Origin of the sequence: Gemmatimonas sp. (assembly GCF_046594945.1) — a bacterium.
Lineage (GTDB): Bacteria > Gemmatimonadota > Gemmatimonadetes > Gemmatimonadales > Gemmatimonadaceae > Gemmatimonas.
Genome location: NZ_JBKJRB010000032.1, coordinates 1 through 22,729, shown reverse-complemented (window position 1 = coordinate 22,729; position 22,729 = coordinate 1). Strand labels below are relative to the sequence as shown.

Sequence of the window (22,729 nt, the reverse complement as noted above, 5' to 3'; positions counted from 1 at the left end):
ATTCGTGATCTGATCTGGCAGCAAATCACAAAAGTCGACCCAGGAATCCCACGAAAACCTCGCCAATACTCCGAGCAAATTCGTGTTATTCGCGTAATTCGTGGCCGCAGTTCGTGGTCAGTTGATCAGGCCAACCAGACGTCCAACGTCCTTGAACGCATGCACCACCGCATCGAGATCGTCGCGTGTGTGTGCCGCGCTCACCTGACAACGCACGCGCGCTTGACCCTGCGGCACCACTGGAAATCCGAAGCCGGTCACGAACACCCCGCGGTCGAGCAGCATCTCGCTGACCGTGATGGCCAGCGCCGTCTCGCCAACGATGATCGGAATGATCGGCGTCTCGCCCGGCAGCGGATGGAACCCGGCGTCCTGAATGGCGGCGCGGAAATACGCCGCGTTGTCGTGCAGCTTGGTCACCAGTTCGGGGTGCGCTTCCGTGAACTCCACGGCGGCCAGTGAACTGGCGGCCACGGTTGGCGGCAGGGCGTTGGAGAACAGTTGTGGGCGCGAGCGCTGCGTCATCATGTCGCAGAGCGCCGCCGGACCGGCGATAAATCCGCCCGCCGCACCACCGAGTGCCTTACCGAGCGTCGAGGTGATGATATCGACCTCTCCCATGACCCCGAAATGCTCGGCCGTGCCGCGTCCCGTTTTGCCCAGCACGCCGGTGGCATGCGAGTCGTCCATCACCACGATTGCGTCATGGTCGCGGGCAAGCTGCAGGATCTCGGGAAGCTTGGCAATCGAGCCTTCCATCGAGAAGACGCCGTCGGTCCAGATGATTTTCCGCTTGGCGTCCTTCGCACCGCGCAGTTTCTCGCGCAGGTCGTCCATGTCGCTGTGCTTGTAGACGGCTGTCGTGCATTTGGTGATCGACTTGGCTAAGCGCACCGAGTCGATGATGGAGGCGTGGTTGAGCGCATCGGACACCACGAAGTCACCTTCGCGGGCGATGGTGGGCGTGAGCGCTTCGTTGGCGTTCCAGGCCGAGACGTACGATAGCGACGCTTCGGTGCCGACGAACCGAGCGAGCGCCGTCTCGAGATCGCGATGCAGCGCGAAGGTGCCGCAGATAAAGCGGACCGACGCCGTACCGGCGCCGTACTGCTTGAGCGCCTGAATACCGGCCTGCACCACGGCCGGTTCGTTGGCGAGACCGAGATAGTTGTTGGACGATAGCACGATCACCTCGCCGCGTCCTTCCATTCGCACGCGGGCGCCTTGGGGCGATTCGAGGTAGTTGAGACGCTTGTAGGTGCCGGCAGCTTTGAAAGCGTCGAGTTCGGTCTGCAGTTCAGTCGTGAGTGACATAGAGAAGCCCGGTCTACAGCTGGAAGATGATCTTACCGGCGTCGCCGGACTTGATCAGGTGCATCGCATCATCGACCGCTTCGAGGGGGAGGCGGTGCGTGATCACGGGGGTCGGATCGAAGTTGCCGGACGCCACGAACCGCGACATCTGGTGCCAGGTGTCGTACATGCGACGGCCGACCACGCCGTAAATTGTGAGGCCCTTGAAGATGATCTCGGTGGCGAAATCAATGTCGATGGTCTTGGACGGAATGCCGAGCATGTTGACGCGGCCGGCCGGCCGGCAGAGCGCGAACGCCTGATGCACTGCGGCGGGGACGCCCGACATTTCGAGCACGACGTCGGCGCCGTTGCCGTCGGACGCTTTCATGACGGCGGCCTTGGCGTCGTCAGGATGCACGGCGTCATGCGCGCCCATGGTGCGCGCCAGCTCGAGTCGCTTGGGGTTCACGTCGGTCGCGATAATACGCGCGGCGCCGGCGGCCTTGCAGATGCCCACGGCGAAGGCGCCGATCGGACCGCAGCCCGTGATGAGCACGACGGCGCCGGGGATGTTCGCCGTGAGCGCGGTGTGGAAGGCATTGCCCATCGGGTCGTGAATGCCGCCGATGTCATAGCTGATCGAGTCGTCGAGGTGCCACACGTTGGTAGCCGGCATCGCGATGTACTCGGCGAAACAGCCGTCGCGGTCGACCCCGATGATCTTGGTGGACGGGTCGGCGTGCGCGTTGCCGGTGCGGCTGAAGATCGAACGCTCATCGACGATATGCCCCTCGGCGGTGACGCGGTCACCGACCTTCACGCTCTCCACGAAGCTGCCGACCGCGACCACGTCGCCCGCGAACTCATGACCACAGATGAACGGCGGCTTGCACCGACCGGACGCCCACGCGTCCCACTCGTAGATGTGCACGTCGGTCCCGCAAACGCCGGCACTGCGCACGCGAATGAGTACCTCGTCGTCGCGGATCGTGGGCTCAGGAACCTCGGACAGCGTAAGACCACGCCCGGCCGTTTGCTTCACCAGCGCTTTCATGTCACTCCCAGGATTGCCGGCGTACGCGGTGTTGGCCGCGCGCAGCCGGAGAGATCGTCATGCGGTTCGAACGCGAAAAGTCGCACGCGCACGGAGCGCGTGGAAGGCCGGATTTTCGCGGTTTGGGCGAAGTCGGGTGATGTATTCGCGCGCGTTCTTTATACGCGCTATTGCGCAGTTGAATTATCCACGCGTATATTCGCGTGAATTCAACGACTTGCGTGCCTTGTCCACATCCGGGTCTCCGTGGTTCTCGCAACACGGCAACAGGGTGCGCAATCCTTATCGGCAACGCGTGGCCATAAAGCGGCACGAGTTCCTCGAGAAGTCCACGGTCGCCTCGGCGACCACCTCTGGCGTGGCGAACCGCAGTTCGGTTCTGGCCACGGTTTCGTCGTCGCTGCTCGCGCCTGTGCGCGGAGCGACGGCCTGCTCCGCTGTCGCCATGGCGACGCGTGAGCCGCGCGGTCTTCGTGTCGCCTCCTCCTACGACACCATCGGCATTCGTTGCCTCGCGCGTATCTCCCCCGTCATTCGTATACGAATTGTGCGGCCGCGTTACGCGATACGTGTTTCGCGCGGCGCCGTGCTGCTGCCTAGTCCTCGTCGTTTGTCAGCGCGGACAACCACCTGCACGACTCCTCTGGAGACCGTGTAGCGCATAAGTCCGCGGTGCATGCGCCGCGCCTTGTGTGAGCTCACCTTTCCACCGGGGGAAAGGGAGTGCGATCCAAACCTCCTCGAGAGGATTTTCGAAATGGCTCCTGCCAAGAAGGCCGCCAAGAAAGCGGCAAAGAAGGGTGGCCGTAAGGTCGCGAAGAAGGCGACCCGCAAGGTCGCGAAGAAGGGCGCAAAGAAGGCCGCGAAGAAGTCGGTGAAGAGGGCGGCCAAGAAGGCGACCCGCAAGACCGCCAAGAAGGCGACCCGCAAGGTTGCCAAGAAGGCTGCAAAGAAGGGTGCCAAGAAGGCCACGAAGAAGGCCGCCAAGAAGGGCGCCAAGAAGGCTGCGAAAAAGGGAGCCCGCAAGGCCACCAAGCGCGCCAAGAAGGTTGTCGCTCCGGCTCCGGTCGCCGCGTAATTACGCGTTCGTGCCGTTTGCAGGTGTACAAACGCGAAGGCGCCGGCATGTCTGCCGGCGCCTTTCACGTTTCCGTGATGAACTGTCGCTGACGAACTCAGGCGGATGCGACGAGCTCCTTCGCGCGCTCAGGCACTTGCACGTCGTCATCCGGCACAGGTCCCCACACAAACGCAGCAAAACGCGACGGACGATCGCCGGGGCCACCGTCGGCGATCACGATCCCCATGGGCTCGCGCTGCTGCAGCAACATATCTGACTCTTTGAGACGCATTGTGGGTGATCCTCCACCCCTGATGTGAACGTTACATGGGGTCGCACCGCACGCGACCGATCACTGACCGTAATAGCACGCCGAGTGCCAACCGGTCGGCAATTGCAACATGTTGAAAATGAACGACTTGAAAAACAAACGCCGACGTGAGTCACGTCGGCGGTGTCCTACTGACACGTCATAATTTCGCCGGTCGCGTGTACAAACGACACATGTTCAGGCGGTTCCCGTTACGCGACCGCGAAATCCTTGCGCGCCATGAACGTCTCGCGCAACCCGACCGTGTTTTCCACCGAGATCGTCCAGCCACGATAGCGCGAACGCAGCTCTTCGAGTGGGAAGCCATCATGCATGCTCTCGGTACCGGCGGCGATCGTCTCCACGAGATGCACGCCGCCGTCGGCGGTGGCACTCTGCAGCACTTCGAGCACGCGCGCGCGATCCTGCGTCGTGAGGCCGGCGAACGCGGTGGGCGAACAGACCACGGCATGCAGTTCGACGTCGGGCGCCCAGCCGCCAAGATCGGCACAGTAGCTACGAACGCGCTCGGTCAGCCCAGCGGCTTCGGCCGCCCGCACGACGCGTTCTACGGCGTCTTCGGCGGGCTCCACGGCGGTTACGGCGCACCCTCTCGCCGCGAGATACAGCGCCGGCCCTTCACGCTCCGCGCCGGCCACCAGCACATGACGATCGCTGGAGCCGGCAAGCGCGCGCACCAGCATTGCGTTGGGATCGATGCCCCAATGCTCAGGCGTCTGATACTGCGCCAGCATCTTGAGACGACGACGTTTCCAGGTGGCGTACGTGGGCAGTCGCAGGCGTTTGGTGATCAGCCGGTCGACTTCCTGCCACACAACCATTTCGGTCAGCGCGATCTGATCCTGCTTCCGCAGAACTTCTACCGCCTCGTCGCCGATCTTGAGCAGCGCGCCGCGAGACACCGAGTCCTTGTAGTCCTCGATCTCGCGTTCGACAAACAGCTCATACTCGTACTTGAGCGATCGGGGAGAATGGATAACGGTGCCCCGTAGGTGTGGATGGAATGTGGATAAAGTAGGTGTCCGCTTCAGGAACGCAAGAGGAAATCAACGGCGCATTTGTGATCCGAGAACTTCCAAGTGTGCCTCGGCATTACAGTTGGGATGGTGCCGCGACAGTGCCACCACCGCCTTCACCGCCACGCCCTATGCCCGAATTGCCTGAAGTCGAATTCGCCGCCAAGCGACTCCGTGATGCCGTCGCCGGACGCGTAATCGCCAGCCTCGAACCGCTGCATCCCTCCCAGCAACGGTATCTGCCGGAACCAGCGCGACGGGCGGCCGAAGGGCTCACGATCGCCCGCGTGGAACGCCGAGCAAAGATCCAGCTGGTGCATCTGCACAACGGGGCGATTCTCGAGGTCCACTTCCGGATGACCGGCGACTGGGAGTTCACTCGCGTGGGCGACGCCCCCCCGCGTCATGAGCGCGTGCGCCTGGAGACGGCCGACGGCGTGCGGGTGTCGCTGGTGGACGGTCGTGCCCTCAGTGTCGTGCGTCTGCACGCGCCCGGTGCCTTCGTGCTCCCCGCGATCGGGCCAGAGCCGCTCACCGACGACTTCACTGCCGAAGGATTTCGGACGGCACTGGCGCGACGCCGCGGACCGATCAAACCGGCGCTGCTCGATCAGAAACTCGTGGCCGGCGTGGGCAATATCTACGCCTCGGAGGCGCTCTGGGAAGCGCGTATAAATCCGGCCGCCCCCGCACACCGCCTGTCGCGCGAGCGCGTGACGCGACTGCGCGATGCAATTCGCTTGGTGCTCGAAACCGCGCCCACGGAGCGCTATTACGGTCGCGAGGATGTGAACGAGAATGACATCTGGCGAGTCTACGGACGCGATGGCGAACCGTGTCGTCGTTGTGGTGCGACGCTCACGCGATTGCCGCAGGCGGGACGCAGCACGTTCTACTGTTCGCGCTGCCAGCGACGCTGACGCCGCCCGGAGCACATTTACATCGCTTCGAGCAGGGCACCCTTGAGGTAACCGGTTTCCGGCACCGTGATCAGTTCCGGATGGTCGAGCGGCTGGCCGGTGATTGCGCGCAACGCGAACGCGCGGCCGCTATCGGCGGAGGCATCCTGTAGCATCTCGAAGAAATGCCCGCGCGACAGATGGAAGCTGCAGCTGGCGGTGAACAGCAACCCGCCCGGTGCCAGCAAGCGCATGGCGTGCAGGTTGATGTCCTTGTAGCCGCGCAATGCGCCATCGATCGCACTCCGCGTTTTCGCGAACGCCGGCGGATCGACCACGATGGTATCGAAGCGACGCCCCTCCTTGTACCACGCGCGAAGCACGTCAAAGGCGTCGCCTTCCACCGGCACGATATTCGTGAGTCCGTTGCGATCGGCATGCTCATGCACGCGGGCCAGCGCCGGTGCCGACACATCGAGCGCGAACACCTGGTCGGCTTTCCGGGCGAGATGCAAGGCGAAGCTGCCGTGATATGCAAAGCAGTCCAACGCCTGACCGCGCGCCAGTGAACCGATCAGGACACGATTCTCACGCTGGTCGAGAAAGGCGCCCGTCTTCTGTCCGTCCCACGGCGCGGCGAGATAGCGCACGCCGTGCTCCACCACTTCCACCGTGCGCGGCACCTCGCCGTACAGCAGCGTCACTTCCCGAGGCAGCCCTTCACGACCGCGCGCGGCCGGATCATTGCGCGCCAGAATACCGCGGCAACCGGTGAGCTCCACCAGCGACGTCACAATGCTGTCGGTCCACGCATCCAGGCCGGCCGAGAGTAATTGCACCACCAGCACGTCACCGTATCGGTCAACCACCAGCGATGGCAGACCGTCGCCTTCGCCGTGTACCAGCCGATAGGCGTTTGCCTCACTGGCCAATGGCGCGCGACGCGCGATCGCAGCGCGCAGTTTCGCGTGCCACCACGTAGCATCGGGTTCATGCGCGGGATTGCGCTCGATATGGCGCAGCGAGATCTCGGAGCGCGGGCTCCAGAGCGCAAAACCCAACGGGGCGCCGTTCGATTCCGCGATGCGCACGATGCCGGCGGGTAGGTCCGGAAAGCGTTCGACATCGGAGCGGAACACCCATGGGTGCCCGCGGCGGATACGCTGCGCGCCACGACGCGCCACGATGGCGACCGTGCCCGACGGTGGACGACGATCGCTCATGCGACCTGCTCCCGGGCGAGATACTGATCGAGGCCGAGCTCCGCCCAGACGAGTCGGTCGTGGATCGTGCGCTCGAGACGCTGGTGGTTGCGGGTCACGGAATCAAAGTTTGCCGATGTGTGCCAGAGGTGATAGGCGACGGCCGCGAACTTGAGATTGCGCCGGTGCACGCCAGCATTGATCAGGCGGGTGGCGAGCTCACTGTCCTCGCGTCCCCATCCCTCGATGCGTTCATCGTAACCATTCACGCGCACGAGATCGTCGCGCCAGAAGGCCATGTGCGCGCCGCGCACGCGTGTCAGCCCGTCGCGTGGGCCACGGACGAACGACGCAAGCCACGGGACGTAGAGTGCATTCTGGCGTTGCTTGACACCGGCGCTGAGGCCACTGACGTGGCGTTGTGTGCCGTCGAGCAAACGTCCGGTACACGAGGCATTCAGCAGCGCCCGCGACCCCTGCACCCATACGCCACGCCGGGCAACGGCGGCGTGGGCGGCGATGAACGCTGGATGGAGCAGGATGTCGCCATCGATCTGGACGATGTAGTCGCCGCGTGCCGCAGCAATGCCTTTGTTGCGACTAGCGGCCAGGCGAAAACCCGTGTCCTCGTGCCACACGTGCACCAGCGGCACCGGAAACCCCGGGGCGAGCCGTTCGATGAGACACCGCGTATCGTCACGCGAGCCATCGTCGGCGATGACGACCTCGAGCGGGTGCACCTGCTGGCCACGGACCCGTTCGAGCACGAGTTCGAGGGCCCGCGGCCAATTGTATGTCGAGACGAGCAGTGAGACAGAGGCGGGCGCGCTGCTCACGGTCGGCGTGATTCCCGTACGGGTACACGGGCTTTACGCGCGGCGCCCTTGATCTCCACGATCGCCTGTTGATGCTCGGCAAACGTGGTGCGGAACTCGTGTCCGCCATCAGCGCGCGCTACGAAGAACAGATACGGTACATCGGCCGGTGCGAGCGCGGCGGCGATCGACGCTTCACCCGGTGACGCGATGGGGCCAGGCGGCAGTCCGACGTACTTGTACGTGTTGTACTTCGATTCGACGTCGAGATCCTTGAAGAACACGCGATCCACGTGCTGCGGAAGAGCGTACTGCACGGTAGGATCGGCCTGGAGTAGCATGCCTTTTTTTACGCGATTCCAGTACACCGCCGAGATCAGCGCGCGCTCTTCGGGTTTCCGCGCTTCCTTCTCGATAATGGACGCCATGGTGATGGCATCGTGTCGCGAGATCGCCATCGCTTTGACGCGTTCATCCCATACAGGCTTCCAGACCGATTCGAAGCGCTCGATCATCGCCTTCACCGCGTCGCGCGCCGTGATGCCATCGGCGAAGGCGTAGGTGGCGGGAAAGAGATATCCCTCGAGCGAAGGAGCCGGCACGTTGAGCGTCCGTCGCCACGTGGTGTCGGTCACGGCCACACGGACGGAGTCTTCCGGTACCGAAAGGGCCTTGGCGAGCACCGGCACGATGTCACGCAGGTCGAAGCCTTCAGGGATCACCACCGTGCGCATGATGCCACGCCCGGTCACGAGAGCGTCGAGCACGTATCCGTAGCCAGCCCCCGACGGGAACTGATAGGTACCGGGCTTGATCGTGCGCTCGCGTCCGGCCGCCGCCGTATACCAGCGGAAGAGCCGCTGAGAGCCGATCACGTCGTGCACCGACAGCGATTCAGCGGCCGCGCGCATCGAGGCCCCTTTAGGAATCACGACACGATCGCTGGCGGCGCTGGCATCACCACCGCCCTCGATCTCGCGGTACGCGAACCAAGCGGCCACGACCAAGGCGGTGATCAGCAGAATTCGCTTCACGGCGTCGTCGCGTTCACCAGCTCGCCCAGCGTGACGCCCTGCGACGACGCTCGCAATACCCCTTCCAAGAGGATGCAGGCGGCCAGCGCGTCGACCTCTTCCTTGCGGCCGCGCGTACTGCCGCCCTGTTCTTTGATACTGCGTAGCGCGGCCGACGTGGTGAAACGCTCGTCCACCAAGCGCACCGGCAGCGGCTGACGCGAAATGAGCTTGGCCGCTACGTCGCGCACCTCGCGGCAACGATCGGTTTCGGCACCAGCCGGATCGATCGGCAAGCCGAACACGTAGCCGGTCACGCCGAGTGCGTCGGCGCGCCGCATCAATTCGGCAATCGGCGGCCGCTTGCCAGCGCGGCGCGTGATGGCGCCGGCGCTGGAGGCGAGCATGCCCAGTTCATCACTGACGGCCAGCCCGATCCGCTTGTCCCCCCAGTCCACCGCGAGCAGGCGACCGGTCGTGGCAGCGGTGGCGCTGCCCACGGGCGTGTTGAGCATCATGGTTCCGCCATCTGTTCAAAGAATTCCTGGTTGTTCTGCGCGCGTTCCATGCGCTTGATCAGGAACTGCAGCGCCTCATCGGAGGGCATGTCGGCCAAAAACGCGCGCAACAGGAAAATTCGCTGCTGTTCGAACGGCGTGAGCAACAGCTCTTCGCGACGGGTACCCGACTTGTTGATGTCGATGGCCGGGAAGATGCGCTGGTTGGCCAGCTTCCGATCGAGCACGAGCTCCATATTGCCGGTGCCCTTGAACTCCTCGAAAATCAGCTCGTCCATACGCGAGTTGGTCTCGATGAGCGCTGTGGCCACGATCGTAAGCGAGCCGCCTTCTTTCAGATTGCGGGCGGCGCCAAAAAACGCTTTGGGCTTCTGCATGGCAGAGGCCTCTAGGCCGCCCGACATAATCCGACCTCCCGACGGCGCCACGGCGTTGTGCGCGCGGGCCAGTCGCGTAATGGAATCGAGCAGAATAACGACGTCCTTGCCCGACTCCACCATGCGCTTGGCTTTTTCAATAACCATGTCGGCCACCTGCACATGGCGGTCGGCCGTTTCATCGAACGTAGAACAAATGACCTCAGCCTGGGGACAGCTGGCCTGCATGTCGGTCACTTCCTCCGGGCGCTCGTCGATCAGCAGCACGATGAGCGTGATCTCGGGATGGTTCTCGATGATCGCGTTCGCGAGCTGCTGCATGAGGATCGTTTTGCCACCCTTGGGTGGGGCCACGATGAGGGCGCGCTGGCCCTTCCCGAGCGGGGCGATGATGTCGCAGATACGGGTTGCGACTTCGCCGTTGCTCCGCTCGAGGCGGATGCGTTCGTCGGGATACTTCGCGGTCAGGTTGTCGAAGGCACTACGCAATTTCGACTGCTCAGGGTCACCACCGTTGATGCGCTCCACCTTGAGGAGCGCGAGATAGCGTTCCCACTCTTTCGGCGGGCGAACTTCCCCCATCACCGTATCACCGGTGCGGAGGTCGAAGCGCTTCACCTGCGAAGGGGAGACGTAGATGTCGTCCGGGCCGTGCAGATAATTGAAGTCCTGCGACCGGAGAAAGCCGTAGCCTTCCGGGAGCACTTCAAGGACGCCTTCACCGTACAGCGTCGTTTCGGCATCGAGCAACGCTTGCTCGATCCGGAAGATCAACTCCTGCTTACGAAGGCCGCTGGTGCTCGTGACGTGCAATGACGCAGCCAGCGCCAGGAGTTCAGGAACAGACTTCCGCTTCAGCTCGGCTACGTGCACTAGGCATGGGAAACGAGAGTGACCGCAGGCCGAACGGACGCGCATGGCAGGACTCGAACCTGCGACCTTCTGCTCCGGAGGCAGACGCTCTATCCAACTGAGCTACACGCGCAACGCGGCCACTGCCCGTCAGCGCCGAGGCGCTGAGTGAGTGATCCGCCCGACCGGTTCGCAGCGCTCCCGAAAGAACACCGTGCGCCGGTTAGACTGCGGAAGTTAATCCGTCGAGGACGACTGGGGCAAGGAAGCCTCGTGGGCTGGGATCGAGTCCACGACTTCCCGGAATGCCCGCATCGACTCCGTGAACGCGCCGCGGGCACGGAGTCGCGTGATGTTGGCGCCCGTATAGCGCCGAAGCGTCACGGCCAGGTTGGCTCCATCATAGAAGTCGAGCTGCGCGGCGACCGAGTCGAGCGTGTGTCCGGGCTCCTCGAGCAGTGCGGCTGCCACGAGCAGGCGACACCAAGTGAGAAATGGCCGCAGCGGCGGCAGTCGCGCGTCGGTAAGGCGATTCTGTAGGGTGCGACGCGAGAGGCCGAACACGGCGGCGACTCCATTACGGTCGAGGTGCTCGTCGGAGTGCTCCAGCACATACGAGAGGAGCGGATGGAGTCGATGCGGGACGACGTCCCCGAGCTCCTCGAGAATCCGGTAACTGATGGCCCGCTGCGTGGCCGACGCCACAATGCGGGCGAAGACGTGGCGGAGTTCATCGAGATCGTGCCGAATGAGGTCCTGTACCCCGGCCCGGGCAATCTCCAGCAGCTCATGCGACTCGATCGCGCGGACGTCGCACCACGCGATGACCGGGTGCTTGGGAAATCCTTCGCGCAGCCGCCGTAGGGCGAGCAGAGCGGCGGCATTCGATCCCCCCCCGGCTTCGACCACGGTCAGCGCCACACGGCCACTGCTCACGGCGACCAACAGCTCGACATCATCGGCGCACGGCACGACCACCGCTCCCGGAGGAACGATGTTGCGGAGTCGGTCGATCGTGGGAGACGACGACGGGATCCATCCGATGCCGAGCTCAGGCGTCACGACGGCACAAAAATGAAAGCTGGCAATCTCAAGGCGAAGAAGTCGTTGCCCACCGTGTCCGGCGATTGCCCACCTTGATGAGGTGGCTTGGGTGGCGTGCCCGTATCACTGGGTATCCCCTTACCGGAGTACGTCGTGATCGATACCCGCCGCCTGTTGTTGGTTGCTCTGCTCACCATTGCCCCACTGGTTGCCGCCTGCCACACGCCGACGGGCAACGACACCACCGATCCGACGACACCGCCGGCGGACACGACGGGGCGGAAGGATGCGAAACCGTGGGGCTGACGTCTCGTGCTCACCGCTTACCGGAGGGCGGCGAGTCGTTCGATGCCGACACGCAGCGCGCGCTGTCTGCGGGGCGGAACTGCGTCGGACGCAGCGGCAACGCCAACAGCATCGGACACCGCGCTCCGACGCCAGTTGTCTTCCATGGTATCGGCGCGGAACACGAACTCGTGATACCCGTACCGCATCGCCAGGGCACGGCCGGCCTCGAGCGCCACGCGAGCGCCGCGGGGATCGTTGATTTCATGGAGCGCGCCGGCGCTGTAGATGAGAACCTGGGCAGCCTCGTGCGGCTGGTTGGCTTCGCGGATCGTGCGTTCGATCGCGCGGTGAATCGTCGCGACTTCATCAAGACGTCTGAGTCGCGCGGCGGCGCGGATGGCACCACCGAGGATGAGCAGCTGTAATCGCGGCACGCGTACCCGATCGAGGGCATGCGAAAAGCCGCGCATGGCGGGCTCGGGAAAGCCGGCGTGGAGCGCGACAACCGATAGTTCAAACAGCGCGACGAAGCGCAGCTCTGAATCCTCGGCACTCGCGTCGTGCAACCGCCACCCATACAACAGGGCATCGCCCAGTTGCTGGCGGTTGATGGCCAAGGTCATGAGCCCTAAGCACGCCATGCCGTATGCTCCCCCACCGGGCACCGCAAGCTCCATCGCCTTGCGATAGCTCGCTTGTGCGGCCGGCAGATTGCCGCGCATGTCGCTCAACAGCGCCCGCCCGATGTGACCGCGCGCGGCCAGTGGCGCATCACGCTCGCGCGTGGCGCGCGTCACCACCCGATCGTAGTAATCTTGCGCGGCTGGGAAATCGTTCATCTGTCGCGCGATGCGGCCGAGATGCAACGTGGCCAATGTGGCAGTCACGGCATCAGCGTGCGCCGTGAGGCGACAGACGGCCGCCACCGTGGTGAACGCCAACTCGTAGCAGCCGGCGATCTCCATCGCTTCGGCGGCCACGCGAAAGCGCTCAGCCATCCGCGGGAGCGGTGCCGTGGGCGCCGGCAGCGCGTCGTGCACCATCGACGGTCGTTGATCGGCAAACTCCACCAGCAACGCCGAGGACTGCGCCAGCGCCTGGTCGGACGGCACAGCGCCGCTCGCGGAGAGCAGGTCGGCCGACTGCGCCACCGATAACCATGACATGAGCTGCGCGCCAAGGTCGACACCACGGTCGGTGGCACCGCCGGCGTCGGCCGCAAAGGCTTGCAAGGGAGAGAGAGGCTTACGCATAGGGCTCCTGAATACGTGGCAATGTAAGGGTCAATACGGCCAATGCATTAATCCGCATGATTTCACGCATTACGTGGCGTCGCCCCCGACCGGGGGCGACTAACTGGCGCGCGTCCATTCGGACTCGAGCTCGGTGAGGGTGTTGATCATGTACCGCAGTGCGCGCACGCGACGCAGCCGTGCGGCCCGTCGCTCGAGATCGTTTGGTGCTTGCTCGATGTCCGTAATGGCAGCATCGAGGTCGGCGGTGATCGCGCGTAAATCGCGGACAATACGCAGCGTCGGGTCACCCTTGTCGGAGAGGGAGTCGAGGACGGCACGGAGGGCGCGCGGCATGATCATGCCACAACATGTCACGGTGCTTACGAAAACAACCGGACACAGTGGGCAAGTACCGGACACGGTGGGCAACGGGTTTCGCTAAGAGTGGCCGGGCCGCAGGCGGGCGGCCAGATGATTCCCCAACGTGTGTCTGCGACGTGGCAAAACTGTCGGCCATTCACTCTTAACTGTTGTAGCGCGAGTTCCGCTTCCGACATAGCCTAGCATTGTCACGGTAATCACGGCCTCATTTGACGACGACAGCCATGAAATATGACGTGTTCGATCGAGTCGTTTCCGTAGTGCTAGTATGCGTCGCGGTAGCTTCTTTGGCACTCATTGTTCAGCGGAAACTCGATCAATCCGATCAGTACGGAGGGGTGCCAAAGCGCAGCGCAAGAAGGATCGAATCTTGGTCTACCAAGGTCAACAGTGTCGCTCGCCCGCTTGATGGAGAAACCCGCGCACCCGTGATGTTGACGGTTTTCACCGACTTCGAGTGTCCATTCTGCCGCCAGCTCGACTCACTACTCAGCGACTACGGCGAAAAGAATGCGGGGTTGTTTGACCTTCAGATTGTGCATATGCCGCTATCGATGCACCTAAATGCAAAGCCCGCAGCCCACGCGTTTGAGTGCGGTCTGCAACAGGGAAGGGCGCAGAAGGTTTCGCATTCCATCTACGTACATCAGAAGGTCCTTGGTCAGATCCCGTGGGACAGCATTGCCGACGTTGCGGACGTTCCGTCACTCGCAGCGTTTCGCATCTGCATGTTGGACACCATTCCATGGCAAATAGAGGCGGGCAAGATGCTCGCGAAGGAGCTTGACCTTACGGTTACTCCTACCGTTGTCGTCAACGATTGGCTCGTCACTCCTTCGGACCCCGAGTACATCTTTGAAGCCATTAGGGCGGTCGCAGCAGGAAAGAAACCACTTAAATAGGGAGGAGGTATGTCACTAATCGGGAAACGCTCGTTCAGGTCGGCACTCGCGTTGGTTTGCGTGGCGGTTGCGGGTGCAACTGATCCGTCGCTCGCTAAAGCAGCGGAGTTTGGATGCGGTTACGCAACGGGTTGCTCATATGCGTGTGACCCCGCAGCCGGCGGGTTCTGCGAAGCCACCGGGTGCAATGCATTCAGTTGTGATCACTCTTATAGCTGCGGTTTGTTTATGGTGAGAATTGTTTGCTCCGCTGGTGCGGAGATGTAGTCGCTAGCCCACCCGTTTAACTCCGAGATCCTGCTGTGACCGCTTACACGATGTGGAACGTTCTCGCTACGATTATCGCCTTTAGCCTTGGCGCTGCGAGTGTCCGAGACGTTAGCCCAACGTCTTGGTCGGTTCTCGTGGCACAGGCGCCGGTCGCGGCCGTTCGCGACAGCGCTAGCGTGCGCGTAGTCGAGTATCCGATGCTCGCGCCAAAGGAACCGTGGTTCACCGAGAAATCGTCATCCGTGCTTGACCCATGGAATCGGCTCGGCGATGCTGTCACTATTGACCGCGTTCCCTTTCGCGACATCGGAGGTGACGGTGCCGCCGCCGAGTTGAGGGACGCGCTCTTCTCGGTTGCCGTCGAGCTGCCAAATGACGAGCTCATGATTGCTGATAAAGATCGACTCGTTCGGATCGACCGCGGTGGGCGTGTGCTTTCCAGCTCGGGTCGGGCCGGTCGCGGACCCGCCGAGTTCAACGACATTCGTAGTCTCTGCCAACTTCACGGCGATACGCTCGTCGTGATCGACAAGATTGGAACAGTGTCCCTCTGGGACCGTCGTGGTGTTCACCTTCGCACGATAGCCGAACGTGACCCGGTTCTGAGCTCCTCGTGCGATCACCGAGGACATCTCGTGTCCACGGCTCGTCCTCAAGGCGCTCGTATCGATCCGAGCGGACACGAGCGCCGAATGCAGTATTGGCTCGCTCGCCCGTCGGGCGAGCGTGTTGCGTCGCTCGGTCAACTACCGGCGATGGTGACGGCTGGCTTGTTGACATGGCAGCCGTCTTTCGCGTGGAGCGGGGAGGAGCTCGTCGTCGCGCGCGGACGCAGCTACGAGCTTGAGTGGCGCACCGTGAGCGGACGCGTTCGTCAGATCATGCGGCTCACACGAAAGGTCGAGCAGATTACTGATGCACAGTGGCAGAAAGTCCTAACGGACGTCGTTCCGGCCGGCAGCACTGCTGCCAACAAACGATACGTGCTCGATGCGATGGGGCCGAAGCCGAGCGCGGCGTTTCCGCCACATGGTTCGATTCTCGTCGATCCGCAACGCCGCGTATGGGTGAAGGACTTCGCAGATCCGTCTAGCGTGACCGTATTTGGGCATGACGGTGTGCTGCTCGGACGTGTGCTTCTGCGCAGCCTGCCCGCAACGCCGCGCTCGGAACTGGTCGGTGTCGGGGCGGACCACGTGCAGGTGCGAGAGCAAGACGCCGACGGATTTGTGCATCTCCGTTTCTATCGACTGCACGTTCGTCGTTGAACGGCCGGCGTATTCCGCGCGCGTGCACAAGAGCGAACGCCGACGTTTCTCCGACACCGGCCAACACGTCCAACAGGCATTTCCGCTGCCTGTGGACGGTTGAGATTCTGGAAGCTGCGCTGACGTAGTCGATGGTCACAACTGGTGCTCGTAATCGTCTCGCCCCGATCGCCGATCGCCGATCGCCGATCGCCGATCGCGCGAGGAAACGACTGCTGTTGACAACGAGAGTTCCGCAACCGGACACAGTGGGCAACGACCGGACACGGTGGGCAACGAGTCTTGCTACAATCGTCATTGTGGCTTGCGCGCGTACAGAACGCGTCTACATAGTGGGGACAGACGTTGTAGAGACGACCGCTGCGCGCTCATCGTCCAAAGCTTTGTCTGGGGGATCGAATGCGCGACGAACAGCTATTCGCGAATGCGGTGGCGCGTGATTGGAATGAGATCATCCAACGGCTTGGCCCACTCGAGGCCGTGCTCGGTGAGTTGCGATTGCGGGTCGGTACAGCCGACGCGTGTCGCGCGCTCAACCTGTCGTCGTATGCGGATTTGAACCGCGAGTTGGACGCACGACAGCTCCCGCCCTTCCGCCTACTCAAGAATTGGTATCAGGTGTGGTGTATGATCCACTTGGCTGAAACGGGGACGGGCTCTCTCTGCGCGGTCGCTCTTCGCGGCGGCGGCTATCCAGCGGCCCATTATAGGCTAGCAAAGAGTACCACCGGCCATTCATGGCGGGTGATACGCGAGCGAGGCTCCGAATGGGTGATGGCCTGTGCCATTCGGGCGTGGGAGCCGTATACTCGACTGCAGGATCGGGCGTAGCTGTTCAGGCAGTCTACCGGGCTTCCCCCTCTCTGCCAATATGAGTGAGACACCGATCCATCCCGAGTTTAGTGTACGAGGGTGATCGAGGCTGTTCCCATGTCGTCTGCTCTTTCCATGGCTCCGTTGCTGCATCAAAATACCGGGGTGTCATCGACCCGCACCCGCCGTCAGTTCACCACCGCGTACAAGCTCCAGATCTTGGCCGCCGCCGAGGCGTGCACCAAGCCGGGGGAGCTCGGCGCGCTGCTCCGTCGCGAAGGGCTCTACTCTTCGCACCTCTCCGTGTGGCGCGCCGCAGAGCGGCGAGGGGAGTTGCAGGGCCCCGCGAAGCGTCGTGGCCCCACGCCGACGGCCCCCGATCCGGCGATCAAACGCATCGCCGCCCTCGAGCGGGAGCTGGCCAAGGCGACGGCGCGCGCGGAGCGCGCCGAGCTGATCATCGACGCCCAAAAAAAGTTCTCGCAGCTCTTGGGCCTGACACTCCCGACGCCCGACGCGCCCACCGAGACGCGCTCGTGACCACCGTCGCGACGGCGACCGCCGTGCGGCCGCTGCGCACGCTCTGCGCCAGTCTCGGCGTCGCACCGGCGACGTACTATCGGGCACGCCGACGCGCGCAGCAGCCCGTCCGTCCCGCCGCGCGTCGCGTGTCGCCGCGCGCCCTCAGCGGCGAGGAGCAGCAGCGCGTGCTCGACGTGTTGCACGCCGAGCGCTTCATCGATCTGGCCCCGGCGCAGGTGTATGCGATGCTGCTCGATGAGGGGATCTACCACTGTGCCGAGCGCACGATGTATCGCGTCCTCGCCGCGCACGCCGAAGTGCGCGAGCGCCGCGCCCAGCGGCGACGTCCGGTGTACGCCGCTCCCGAGCTCCTGGCCACGGCGCCGAACCAACTGTGGAGTTGGGACATCACCAAGCTCAAAGGGCCGTCCACGTGGTCGTGGTATCACCTGTACGTGATTCTCGATGTCTTCAGTCGCTACGTGGTGGGCTGGATGATCGCGCCGCACGAATCGGCCGCCCTCGCCGAGAAACTCATCAGCACCTGCTGTGCCCGCGAAGGCATCACGCCCGAGCAGTTGACCCTGCATGCCGACCGTGGCTCGTCGATGACCTCGAAGCCCGTGGCCTTCCTGCTCGCGGATCTTGGGGTGACCAAATCCCATTCGCGCCCGCACGTCTCGAACGACAATCCATACTCCGAGGCGCAGTTCAAAACGATGAAGTATCGACCGGACTTTCCCGTGCGATTCGGTTCCCTCGAAGATGCGCGGGCGCATGCGGTCGATTTCTTTCGCTGGTACAACACCGAGCATCACCACAGCGCACTCGGCCTGCACACGCCGTACGACGTGCACCCACCTCGCCGCCGCACGGAACGACGCGCGGGCCGAGGTACTCACGGCGGCCTATGCCGCACATCCCGAACGCTTCGTCCGCCGGCCACCCGCCCCACGGCCACTTCCCACGGCCGCCTGGATCAATCCACCCCGACCGCACGTCGCCAGCGACGACACTCAGTAAACTTTTCCACACGGTGTCTCAAAATCGTTGACAGGTTCCGTATTGCGCGGTGCGTCATCCAGTATCCGTACTAACGTCAGATGAAGGCTAAGAGCATTCGACGGGTGTCAAGCCCGCTGTCCGCCGGACCCGACGAAGGCCCGCCGCATTGGGTGGTTCGAACAGCGTCGAAAGCTCTTCGCCTGTTCGTTTGCTCTATACTCACCTTCGGAACGAACGGCTGCAGTCAGGAAAATGGCGCCACAGTTGATGAGTATCGACTGCAGTCGATTCGAACGCTAACAGTGCCCGATAGTATCGCCGGTGGTGAGCTGATCGATGCTGATTTACTCGGAGCGACGGGGATTGTTTTTGCCAGCGGGACTGGGCGCGGGCTGTCGCTCCTACGCTGGGACGGTACGTTCGCTGAACTCGCGCGCTACGGGCAGGGGCCGTGCGAGCTGGCGCTCGCTAGTGGGCTCGCGGTAGATGCTGACGGAACAATCCTCGTCAGCGACTCAAGAAATAGGCGAGTTCAACGTTATGGTAAGAAAGGCTGCATATCCGAAATTTCACTGCCATCGCTTTTCATCTCTCGAATGTGGAGCACGACTTCAGGCATCCGAGTACATGCACAGCGAACCAGCCGGTCGAGCGTCATGCTATTGCGGGGGGACTTCCCAGTCGCCGATCCGATGGTGGAACTGAAATTCTCGAGCGACCCGGAACGCAGCCTCTGCACCTATTGCTGGATGGCCGTGGCGCCAAACGGCGCTATCTACTCGCGCGTGCAGGCGGACACCGTCTATAGAATCGCTCGCTATAGCGCTGGCGGGCGACCGGCTGGATATATCGAACGCGAGGGAGTTCCCATCGTCAGAATGTCCGACGCTGATACAGACTCCGTGGAGATGTTTCGGCGCGGTCTAGCTGCCAAGGCGCCGAATGAGGCCGCGCGTCGATCTATAGAGATGGCTCTTAAATCCTACCCTATCACCCCGTACAAGTTCTTGTTTGCCGGGATGCCAATAGTGGATGTGCAAAATCACCTATTCATCGCGCGCTCGTCGAATATGGGCGAGCCTGTGCCCGTTGATGTCTTTGATGCGCCGTCCGGAAAATTCCTAGGGGAAGTCCGCCTGCCTGCGGGTTCGAAGCTGGTGAGGTCGACTGAACAGGGTATTCTCGTGTTCCGCGACGAAGACGAAGCAGGACCTTCGTTCAGTGTCTACCGGCTTGAACGGGCGTCACTCGCAAGCGACAGCTCTGCTCTTCCGCCTTCAGCGAAGGAACAAAGGTGAGCGCGCGTTGGAAAGGGACCGTGGATACGGTTTTGGTACTTTCGGCACTTCTGGCAGCCGTGAGTCTCGCCTATCGAACGTTTGCACGCCCTCTGGTTAGACGGACTGCCACCGAGCGACAGGAGCCTGCTCGGCGCCTGACGCCTCAAGCACGACCGTTTTTACTTGCGAGTCGCTTGGGCGAGGTGACTGCGCCGGACACGCTTCTCATTTTTTCTGACTATCAGTGTCCCGCGTGTAAGCGCTTCGAACGCCTGCTCAGCGACTACGCGCAAATGTCGAGGTCCAAACTAACCATCGGCTATTTGCACTTCCCGCTTCCGACTCACCCGCAGGCAGTGCGAGCGGCAAATCTTGCAGAATGCGCAAACATACTCGGGAGGTTTTCGCTTGCGCATCACGTATTGTTCGAGGCGCAGGATACCTTGAGCCGAATCAACGTAGCCGAGATCGCGAAAAGGATGCGACCCGTGGATTCAGTCGCATTTATTGATTGTGCAGAGCAATCGGACACCTCCGCCGCAGTTGTCGAGAGTATAGAGCTCGCTCGGCGCCTCAGCGTTCGAGCCACGCCGACTCTTATCGTGAACGGCTGGCTCACAGGAGTCCCCTCGGACGCTCGCGAACTCGCCGAGTGGATTCGGCGCTCTCGGCGCGGAATCGCGCCATACTAGCCGAGGCTAAGTTCCGGCTCGTGTTGCGGCGTCTGCGGCTGCGGGTGTTCGACTAGCGCGGCGGCCGCGTTGAACTGTCCCCACCCGCGTACTTTCGCCATCGCGCGATCCCGCCCCGCGCTCCATACTTGTCGCGACTCCGCTTTGGCAACCTTTCTACGCCACGGCGACACCAATTGCGTGCCATCGCTCGGCGTCGCGCCCCCGCGCGCGCCGGCTTCGCTACTGACGATCCCAATGCAGACTCCTTCCTGTACCCGTCCCATCGCGTGGTCGACGTTCGCGCCCCTGCTGCTCGCGCTCACACTCGTCGCCTGCAACAAGGGCGACGCCGCCGCCACCACCGATTCCACCAACGCCACCGCCGCTCAGGAAGCGGCCGAGGAAGCCGGTCGCCCGGCCTTGGCGCTACCCGTCATGGCGGAAGAGGCGCGTGACGGCGACCTCGTGCTGCGGGTAACGACCACGGGGCAGATCCGCTCCGAGGCGGCGGTGAAGCTTCGCGCCGAAGTGGCGGGCACCGTGGTGCAATTGGTGGTGCGACCTGGGCAAGCGGTGTCCAAGGGGCAGGTGCTGGCCCGGCTCGATGGGTATCCGTTCGATCTCTCCGTACGCGACGCACAGGCCAGTACGGACGAAGCCGAACAGCGTTTTCTGGAAAGCTTCGTGCCGGAGTCGGTGGTGACCGGTCGCGGCCCGACGCCGGAACAGCGCAAGGCACTCATGAACAAGGCGGGCCTGGTGGGCGCGCGATTGCGCCTCGAGCGCGCCAAGTACGAACAGGATCGTGCCACGATCCGGAGCCCCGTAAATGGTACGGTCGACGCCATCGACATTTCGGCTGGCGAAAAGGTCAGTGCCGGTCAGGCGCTGCTCACGGTGGTCGACACCCGCAATCTGCGCATCGAGGCGCAGGTGCTCGAACACGACTTGCCGTTGGTGCGCGTGGGCGGCGAGGCCAGCATCAGCAGCGCCGGCGCGCCGGGGCGATTGCTGCGTGGTCGCGTGGATGCGCTGTTGCCGCTGGTGGATTCGGTCACGCGCGCCGGTCGTGCCATTGTGCGCGTGCAGGGCGATGGCACACTGCGCCCTGGCATGTATGCCGACGTGCAGCTCGAGGCCACGCGATTGCCGGGTCGCCGCATGGTACCGTCGCGCGCCGTGATCGAGCGCGACGGGCGTCCGTTGGTGTTCGTGGTGAAAGACGGACGCGCGCAGTGGACGTACATCGTGCCCGGTCGCACCAATGGCATCGATACCGAAGTGCTGCCTGACTCCACCACCGGACAGATCCCGGTGAATCCGGGCGATCAGATCATCACCGAAGGACATCTCACGCTCACGCATGATGCGCCGGTGCGGGTGACCGCGCCGCGCGAAGCGTCGCCCTCTCCCGGTGCGTCTGGTGAGCGTGCGCCGAGCGATCGTGCGCCGAAACTCAAGCGATAGGGAGGGCGGCGCGTGAGTCTCGCCGCCTACGCGGTGCGTCGCCCCGTTGCGACGCTCTCCGCGATTCTGGCCGTCGTGCTGCTGGGCTCCGTGTCGCTGAGCCGGTTGCCGGTGTCGCTGCTGCCCGATGTGTCGCTGCCGGTGCTCACCATTCGCACGGTGTACACCGGCGCCGCCGCGCCCGAAGTGTCGCGCTTCGTGGCCGAGCCGATTGAAGAAGCGATCGGTGCCACGCCGGGGCTGACCGAACTGCGCAGTGTGAGTCGCAACAATGAAGTGACCACCACCGCGCGCTTCGAGTGGGGCACTGACATGCGCGCCACCGTGCTGTCGGTGCGTGAACGGCTCGACGCGGCGCGCAGTCAGCTACCGGAACGCGCCGATCGCCCCACGCTGCTCACCAGCGATCCGGGTGAACGCCCCATCGCGGTGCTGGCCATCAAGCAGTCAGCGTCGCAAGCGGCAAAAGCTTCGCGGGCACAAGGTGGTGGCGACCTGCGCAGCTTGGCGCGCACGGCCACTGAAGTGCACGCGCGACGGCTCGAGCAAATCGAAGGCGTATCGAGTGTGGCGGTGGTGGGCGCACCCGACGATGAAATCCGCGTGGAGCTCGACCCCGAAAAGCTGCGCGCCCTCGATCTTACGCCGGAAGATGTGGCGGCCGCGATCCGGGCCGAGAATGCCACCGGCGCCGGCGGCACCATTCGGAAGGGACAGTTTCGCTTTTCGGTTCGGGCGCTCACCGAGTTCCGCAATCCTTCTGAGATCCTCGATACGCCGGTGGGGAAGGTGGGCGCCGGCATCACGCTGCGCGATGTCGGTACCGTGTCGTTAGGGCTGGCCGATCCGCAAACGCTCACGCGACTCGATGGCACGTCGGCCATTGGCTTGGTGGTGTACAAGGACGCCGGCTCCAACACGGTGGCGGTCACGCGTCGCATGACCGACGCCATCGCGCAGCTGGAGAAGGAGTTTCCGGGCGTGTCGATGACGGTGGTGGCGGCGCAGGCCGATTTCGTGGTGGATGCCCTCTCGAATTTGGGGCAGGAGATCGTGGCTGGCGGACTGTTGTCGCTGCTGGTGATCTTCGTGTTCCTGCGCGACTGGCGACTATCGCTCGCCATCGGCGTGACGGTGCCGTTGTCGG

The 22,729-nt window shown here is 63.4% G+C and carries 22 protein-coding genes, 1 tRNA gene and 1 pseudogene; 10 read left to right on the top strand and 14 right to left on the bottom strand.

Annotation, left to right across the window (positions count from 1 at the left end; genetic code table 11):
• Nucleotides 1-117: 117 nt before the first annotated feature.
• The gene (locus ACLL97_RS04100) at nucleotides 118-1,314 is read right to left on the bottom strand and encodes a glycine C-acetyltransferase (RefSeq protein WP_411279203.1); all 1,197 of its coding nucleotides are present in this window, start codon (nucleotides 1,312-1,314) and stop codon (nucleotides 118-120) included.
• 13 nt (nucleotides 1,315-1,327) lie between these two features.
• On the bottom strand, nucleotides 1,328-2,338 hold the full coding sequence (gene tdh, locus ACLL97_RS04095) for an L-threonine 3-dehydrogenase (RefSeq protein ID WP_411279202.1): 1,011 nt from the start codon (nucleotides 2,336-2,338) through the stop codon (nucleotides 1,328-1,330).
• 769 nt (nucleotides 2,339-3,107) lie between these two features.
• On the opposite strand from tdh, the gene ACLL97_RS04090 reads away from it, so the two are divergent.
• Nucleotides 3,108-3,428: a hypothetical protein gene (locus ACLL97_RS04090; protein ID WP_411279201.1), complete on the top strand. Its 321-nt coding sequence runs from the start codon at nucleotides 3,108-3,110 to the stop codon at nucleotides 3,426-3,428.
• A 97-nt stretch (nucleotides 3,429-3,525) separates the two neighbouring features.
• Here the strand turns inward: ACLL97_RS04090 and ACLL97_RS04085 are convergent, their stop codons facing one another.
• Both ACLL97_RS04085 and ACLL97_RS04080 read right to left on the bottom strand, forming a co-directional pair.
• Nucleotides 3,526-3,702, bottom strand: coding sequence for a hypothetical protein (locus tag ACLL97_RS04085; RefSeq protein ID WP_411279200.1), 177 nt, complete (start codon nucleotides 3,700-3,702; stop codon nucleotides 3,526-3,528).
• 230 nt (nucleotides 3,703-3,932) lie between these two features.
• Nucleotides 3,933-4,643, bottom strand: a complete 711-nt coding sequence (locus ACLL97_RS04080; RefSeq protein ID WP_411279199.1) for an SAM-dependent methyltransferase — start codon at nucleotides 4,641-4,643, stop codon at nucleotides 3,933-3,935.
• Nucleotides 4,644-4,888: 245 nt separating this feature from the next.
• On the opposite strand from ACLL97_RS04080, the gene mutM reads away from it, so the two are divergent.
• Nucleotides 4,889-5,677, top strand: coding sequence for a bifunctional DNA-formamidopyrimidine glycosylase/DNA-(apurinic or apyrimidinic site) lyase (gene mutM, locus ACLL97_RS04075; RefSeq protein ID WP_411279198.1), 789 nt, complete (start codon nucleotides 4,889-4,891; stop codon nucleotides 5,675-5,677).
• 17 nt (nucleotides 5,678-5,694) lie between these two features.
• On the opposite strand, the gene ACLL97_RS04070 is transcribed toward mutM, so the two are convergent.
• The 7 genes from ACLL97_RS04070 to ACLL97_RS04040 all read right to left on the bottom strand — a co-directional run bounded on the left by ACLL97_RS04070 (nucleotide 5,695) and on the right by ACLL97_RS04040 (nucleotide 11,495).
• The gene (locus ACLL97_RS04070; RefSeq protein ID WP_411279197.1) at nucleotides 5,695-6,879 is read right to left on the bottom strand and encodes a class I SAM-dependent rRNA methyltransferase; all 1,185 of its coding nucleotides are present in this window, start codon (nucleotides 6,877-6,879) and stop codon (nucleotides 5,695-5,697) included.
• Nucleotides 6,876-7,694, bottom strand: coding sequence for a glycosyltransferase family 2 protein (locus ACLL97_RS04065; RefSeq protein WP_411279196.1), 819 nt, complete (start codon nucleotides 7,692-7,694; stop codon nucleotides 6,876-6,878). The genes ACLL97_RS04070 and ACLL97_RS04065 overlap by 4 nt, the downstream gene beginning before the upstream one ends.
• On the bottom strand, nucleotides 7,691-8,707 hold the full coding sequence (gene mltG, locus ACLL97_RS04060; RefSeq protein ID WP_411279195.1) for an endolytic transglycosylase MltG: 1,017 nt from the start codon (nucleotides 8,705-8,707) through the stop codon (nucleotides 7,691-7,693). The genes ACLL97_RS04065 and mltG overlap by 4 nt, the downstream gene beginning before the upstream one ends.
• A complete protein-coding gene (gene ruvX, locus ACLL97_RS04055) occupies nucleotides 8,704-9,204 on the bottom strand; it encodes a Holliday junction resolvase RuvX (RefSeq protein WP_411279194.1) in 501 nt (166 codons plus the stop codon). Before ruvX ends, mltG begins: the two co-directional genes overlap by 4 nt.
• Nucleotides 9,201-10,499: a transcription termination factor Rho gene (gene rho / locus ACLL97_RS04050; RefSeq protein WP_411279193.1), complete on the bottom strand. Its 1,299-nt coding sequence runs from the start codon at nucleotides 10,497-10,499 to the stop codon at nucleotides 9,201-9,203. The genes ruvX and rho overlap by 4 nt, the downstream gene beginning before the upstream one ends.
• Nucleotides 10,493-10,566, bottom strand: a tRNA-Arg gene (locus tag ACLL97_RS04045). The genes rho and ACLL97_RS04045 overlap by 7 nt, the downstream gene beginning before the upstream one ends.
• A 104-nt stretch (nucleotides 10,567-10,670) precedes the next feature.
• Nucleotides 10,671-11,495 (bottom strand): helix-turn-helix domain-containing protein, encoded by an 825-nt coding sequence (locus ACLL97_RS04040; RefSeq protein WP_411279192.1) that lies wholly within the window; start codon nucleotides 11,493-11,495, stop codon nucleotides 10,671-10,673.
• Between the two features lie 135 nt (nucleotides 11,496-11,630).
• On the opposite strand from ACLL97_RS04040, the gene ACLL97_RS04035 reads away from it, so the two are divergent.
• Entirely contained in the window at nucleotides 11,631-11,783 is a 153-nt protein-coding gene (locus ACLL97_RS04035; protein WP_411279191.1) for a hypothetical protein, read from the top strand.
• A 17-nt stretch (nucleotides 11,784-11,800) separates the two neighbouring features.
• On the opposite strand, the gene ACLL97_RS04030 is transcribed toward ACLL97_RS04035, so the two are convergent.
• Both ACLL97_RS04030 and ACLL97_RS04025 read right to left on the bottom strand, forming a co-directional pair.
• Nucleotides 11,801-13,018: a tetratricopeptide repeat protein gene (locus tag ACLL97_RS04030; protein ID WP_411279190.1), complete on the bottom strand. Its 1,218-nt coding sequence runs from the start codon at nucleotides 13,016-13,018 to the stop codon at nucleotides 11,801-11,803.
• Between the two features lie 99 nt (nucleotides 13,019-13,117).
• Nucleotides 13,118-13,360 carry a hypothetical protein gene (locus ACLL97_RS04025; RefSeq protein WP_411279189.1) on the bottom strand — a complete coding sequence of 81 codons (243 nt, stop codon included), beginning with the start codon at nucleotides 13,358-13,360 and terminating at the stop codon, nucleotides 13,118-13,120.
• Between the two features lie 245 nt (nucleotides 13,361-13,605).
• Between ACLL97_RS04025 and ACLL97_RS04020 the strand changes: the two genes are divergently transcribed.
• Entirely contained in the window at nucleotides 13,606-14,283 is a 678-nt protein-coding gene (locus ACLL97_RS04020) for a DsbA family protein (RefSeq protein ID WP_411279188.1), read from the top strand.
• Nucleotides 14,284-14,789: 506 nt separating this feature from the next.
• On the opposite strand, the gene ACLL97_RS04015 is transcribed toward ACLL97_RS04020, so the two are convergent.
• On the bottom strand, nucleotides 14,790-15,185 hold the full coding sequence (locus tag ACLL97_RS04015; RefSeq protein ID WP_411279187.1) for a hypothetical protein: 396 nt from the start codon (nucleotides 15,183-15,185) through the stop codon (nucleotides 14,790-14,792).
• 3 nt (nucleotides 15,186-15,188) lie between these two features.
• Between ACLL97_RS04015 and ACLL97_RS04010 the strand changes: the two genes are divergently transcribed.
• From ACLL97_RS04010 to ACLL97_RS03985, 6 genes and pseudogenes are all read left to right on the top strand, one after another.
• The gene (locus ACLL97_RS04010) at nucleotides 15,189-15,821 is read left to right on the top strand and encodes a hypothetical protein (RefSeq protein WP_411279186.1); all 633 of its coding nucleotides are present in this window, start codon (nucleotides 15,189-15,191) and stop codon (nucleotides 15,819-15,821) included.
• 930 nt (nucleotides 15,822-16,751) lie between these two features.
• A pseudogene (locus ACLL97_RS04005) lies at nucleotides 16,752-18,179 on the top strand (IS3 family transposase).
• A 104-nt stretch (nucleotides 18,180-18,283) separates the two neighbouring features.
• Nucleotides 18,284-19,459, top strand: a complete 1,176-nt coding sequence (locus ACLL97_RS04000) for a hypothetical protein (protein ID WP_411279185.1) — start codon at nucleotides 18,284-18,286, stop codon at nucleotides 19,457-19,459.
• Nucleotides 19,456-20,133 carry a DsbA family protein gene (locus ACLL97_RS03995; protein WP_411279184.1) on the top strand — a complete coding sequence of 226 codons (678 nt, stop codon included), beginning with the start codon at nucleotides 19,456-19,458 and terminating at the stop codon, nucleotides 20,131-20,133. Before ACLL97_RS04000 ends, ACLL97_RS03995 begins: the two co-directional genes overlap by 4 nt.
• A 237-nt stretch (nucleotides 20,134-20,370) precedes the next feature.
• Nucleotides 20,371-21,582, top strand: coding sequence for an efflux RND transporter periplasmic adaptor subunit (locus ACLL97_RS03990; RefSeq protein WP_411279183.1), 1,212 nt, complete (start codon nucleotides 20,371-20,373; stop codon nucleotides 21,580-21,582).
• Between the two features lie 12 nt (nucleotides 21,583-21,594).
• The coding region (locus ACLL97_RS03985) for an efflux RND transporter permease subunit (protein WP_411279182.1) at nucleotides 21,595-22,729 on the top strand (1,135 nt) is incomplete at its 3' end.

Coding starts and splice junctions, on each gene's coding strand:
- ACLL97_RS04025 (WP_411279189.1), bottom strand. CDS start 13,360: ATGATCATGCCGCGCGCCCTCCGTGCCGTCCTCGACTCCCTCTCCGAC.
- ACLL97_RS04015 (WP_411279187.1), bottom strand. CDS start 15,185: ATGTCCTCGGTGATCGCACGAGGAGCTCAGAACCGGGTCACGTTCGGC.
- ruvX (WP_411279194.1), bottom strand. CDS start 9,204: ATGATGCTCAACACGCCCGTGGGCAGCGCCACCGCTGCCACGACCGGT.
- rho (WP_411279193.1), bottom strand. CDS start 10,499: ATGCGCGTCCGTTCGGCCTGCGGTCACTCTCGTTTCCCATGCCTAGTG.
- ACLL97_RS04085 (WP_411279200.1), bottom strand. CDS start 3,702: ATGCGTCTCAAAGAGTCAGATATGTTGCTGCAGCAGCGCGAGCCCATG.
- ACLL97_RS03990 (WP_411279183.1), top strand. CDS start 20,371: ATGCAGACTCCTTCCTGTACCCGTCCCATCGCGTGGTCGACGTTCGCG.
- ACLL97_RS04100 (WP_411279203.1), bottom strand. CDS start 1,314: ATGTCACTCACGACTGAACTGCAGACCGAACTCGACGCTTTCAAAGCT.
- ACLL97_RS04070 (WP_411279197.1), bottom strand. CDS start 6,879: ATGAGCGATCGTCGTCCACCGTCGGGCACGGTCGCCATCGTGGCGCGT.
- ACLL97_RS04090 (WP_411279201.1), top strand. CDS start 3,108: ATGGCTCCTGCCAAGAAGGCCGCCAAGAAAGCGGCAAAGAAGGGTGGC.
- mutM (WP_411279198.1), top strand. CDS start 4,889: ATGCCCGAATTGCCTGAAGTCGAATTCGCCGCCAAGCGACTCCGTGAT.
- ACLL97_RS04020 (WP_411279188.1), top strand. CDS start 13,606: ATGAAATATGACGTGTTCGATCGAGTCGTTTCCGTAGTGCTAGTATGC.
- ACLL97_RS04030 (WP_411279190.1), bottom strand. CDS start 13,018: ATGCGTAAGCCTCTCTCTCCCTTGCAAGCCTTTGCGGCCGACGCCGGC.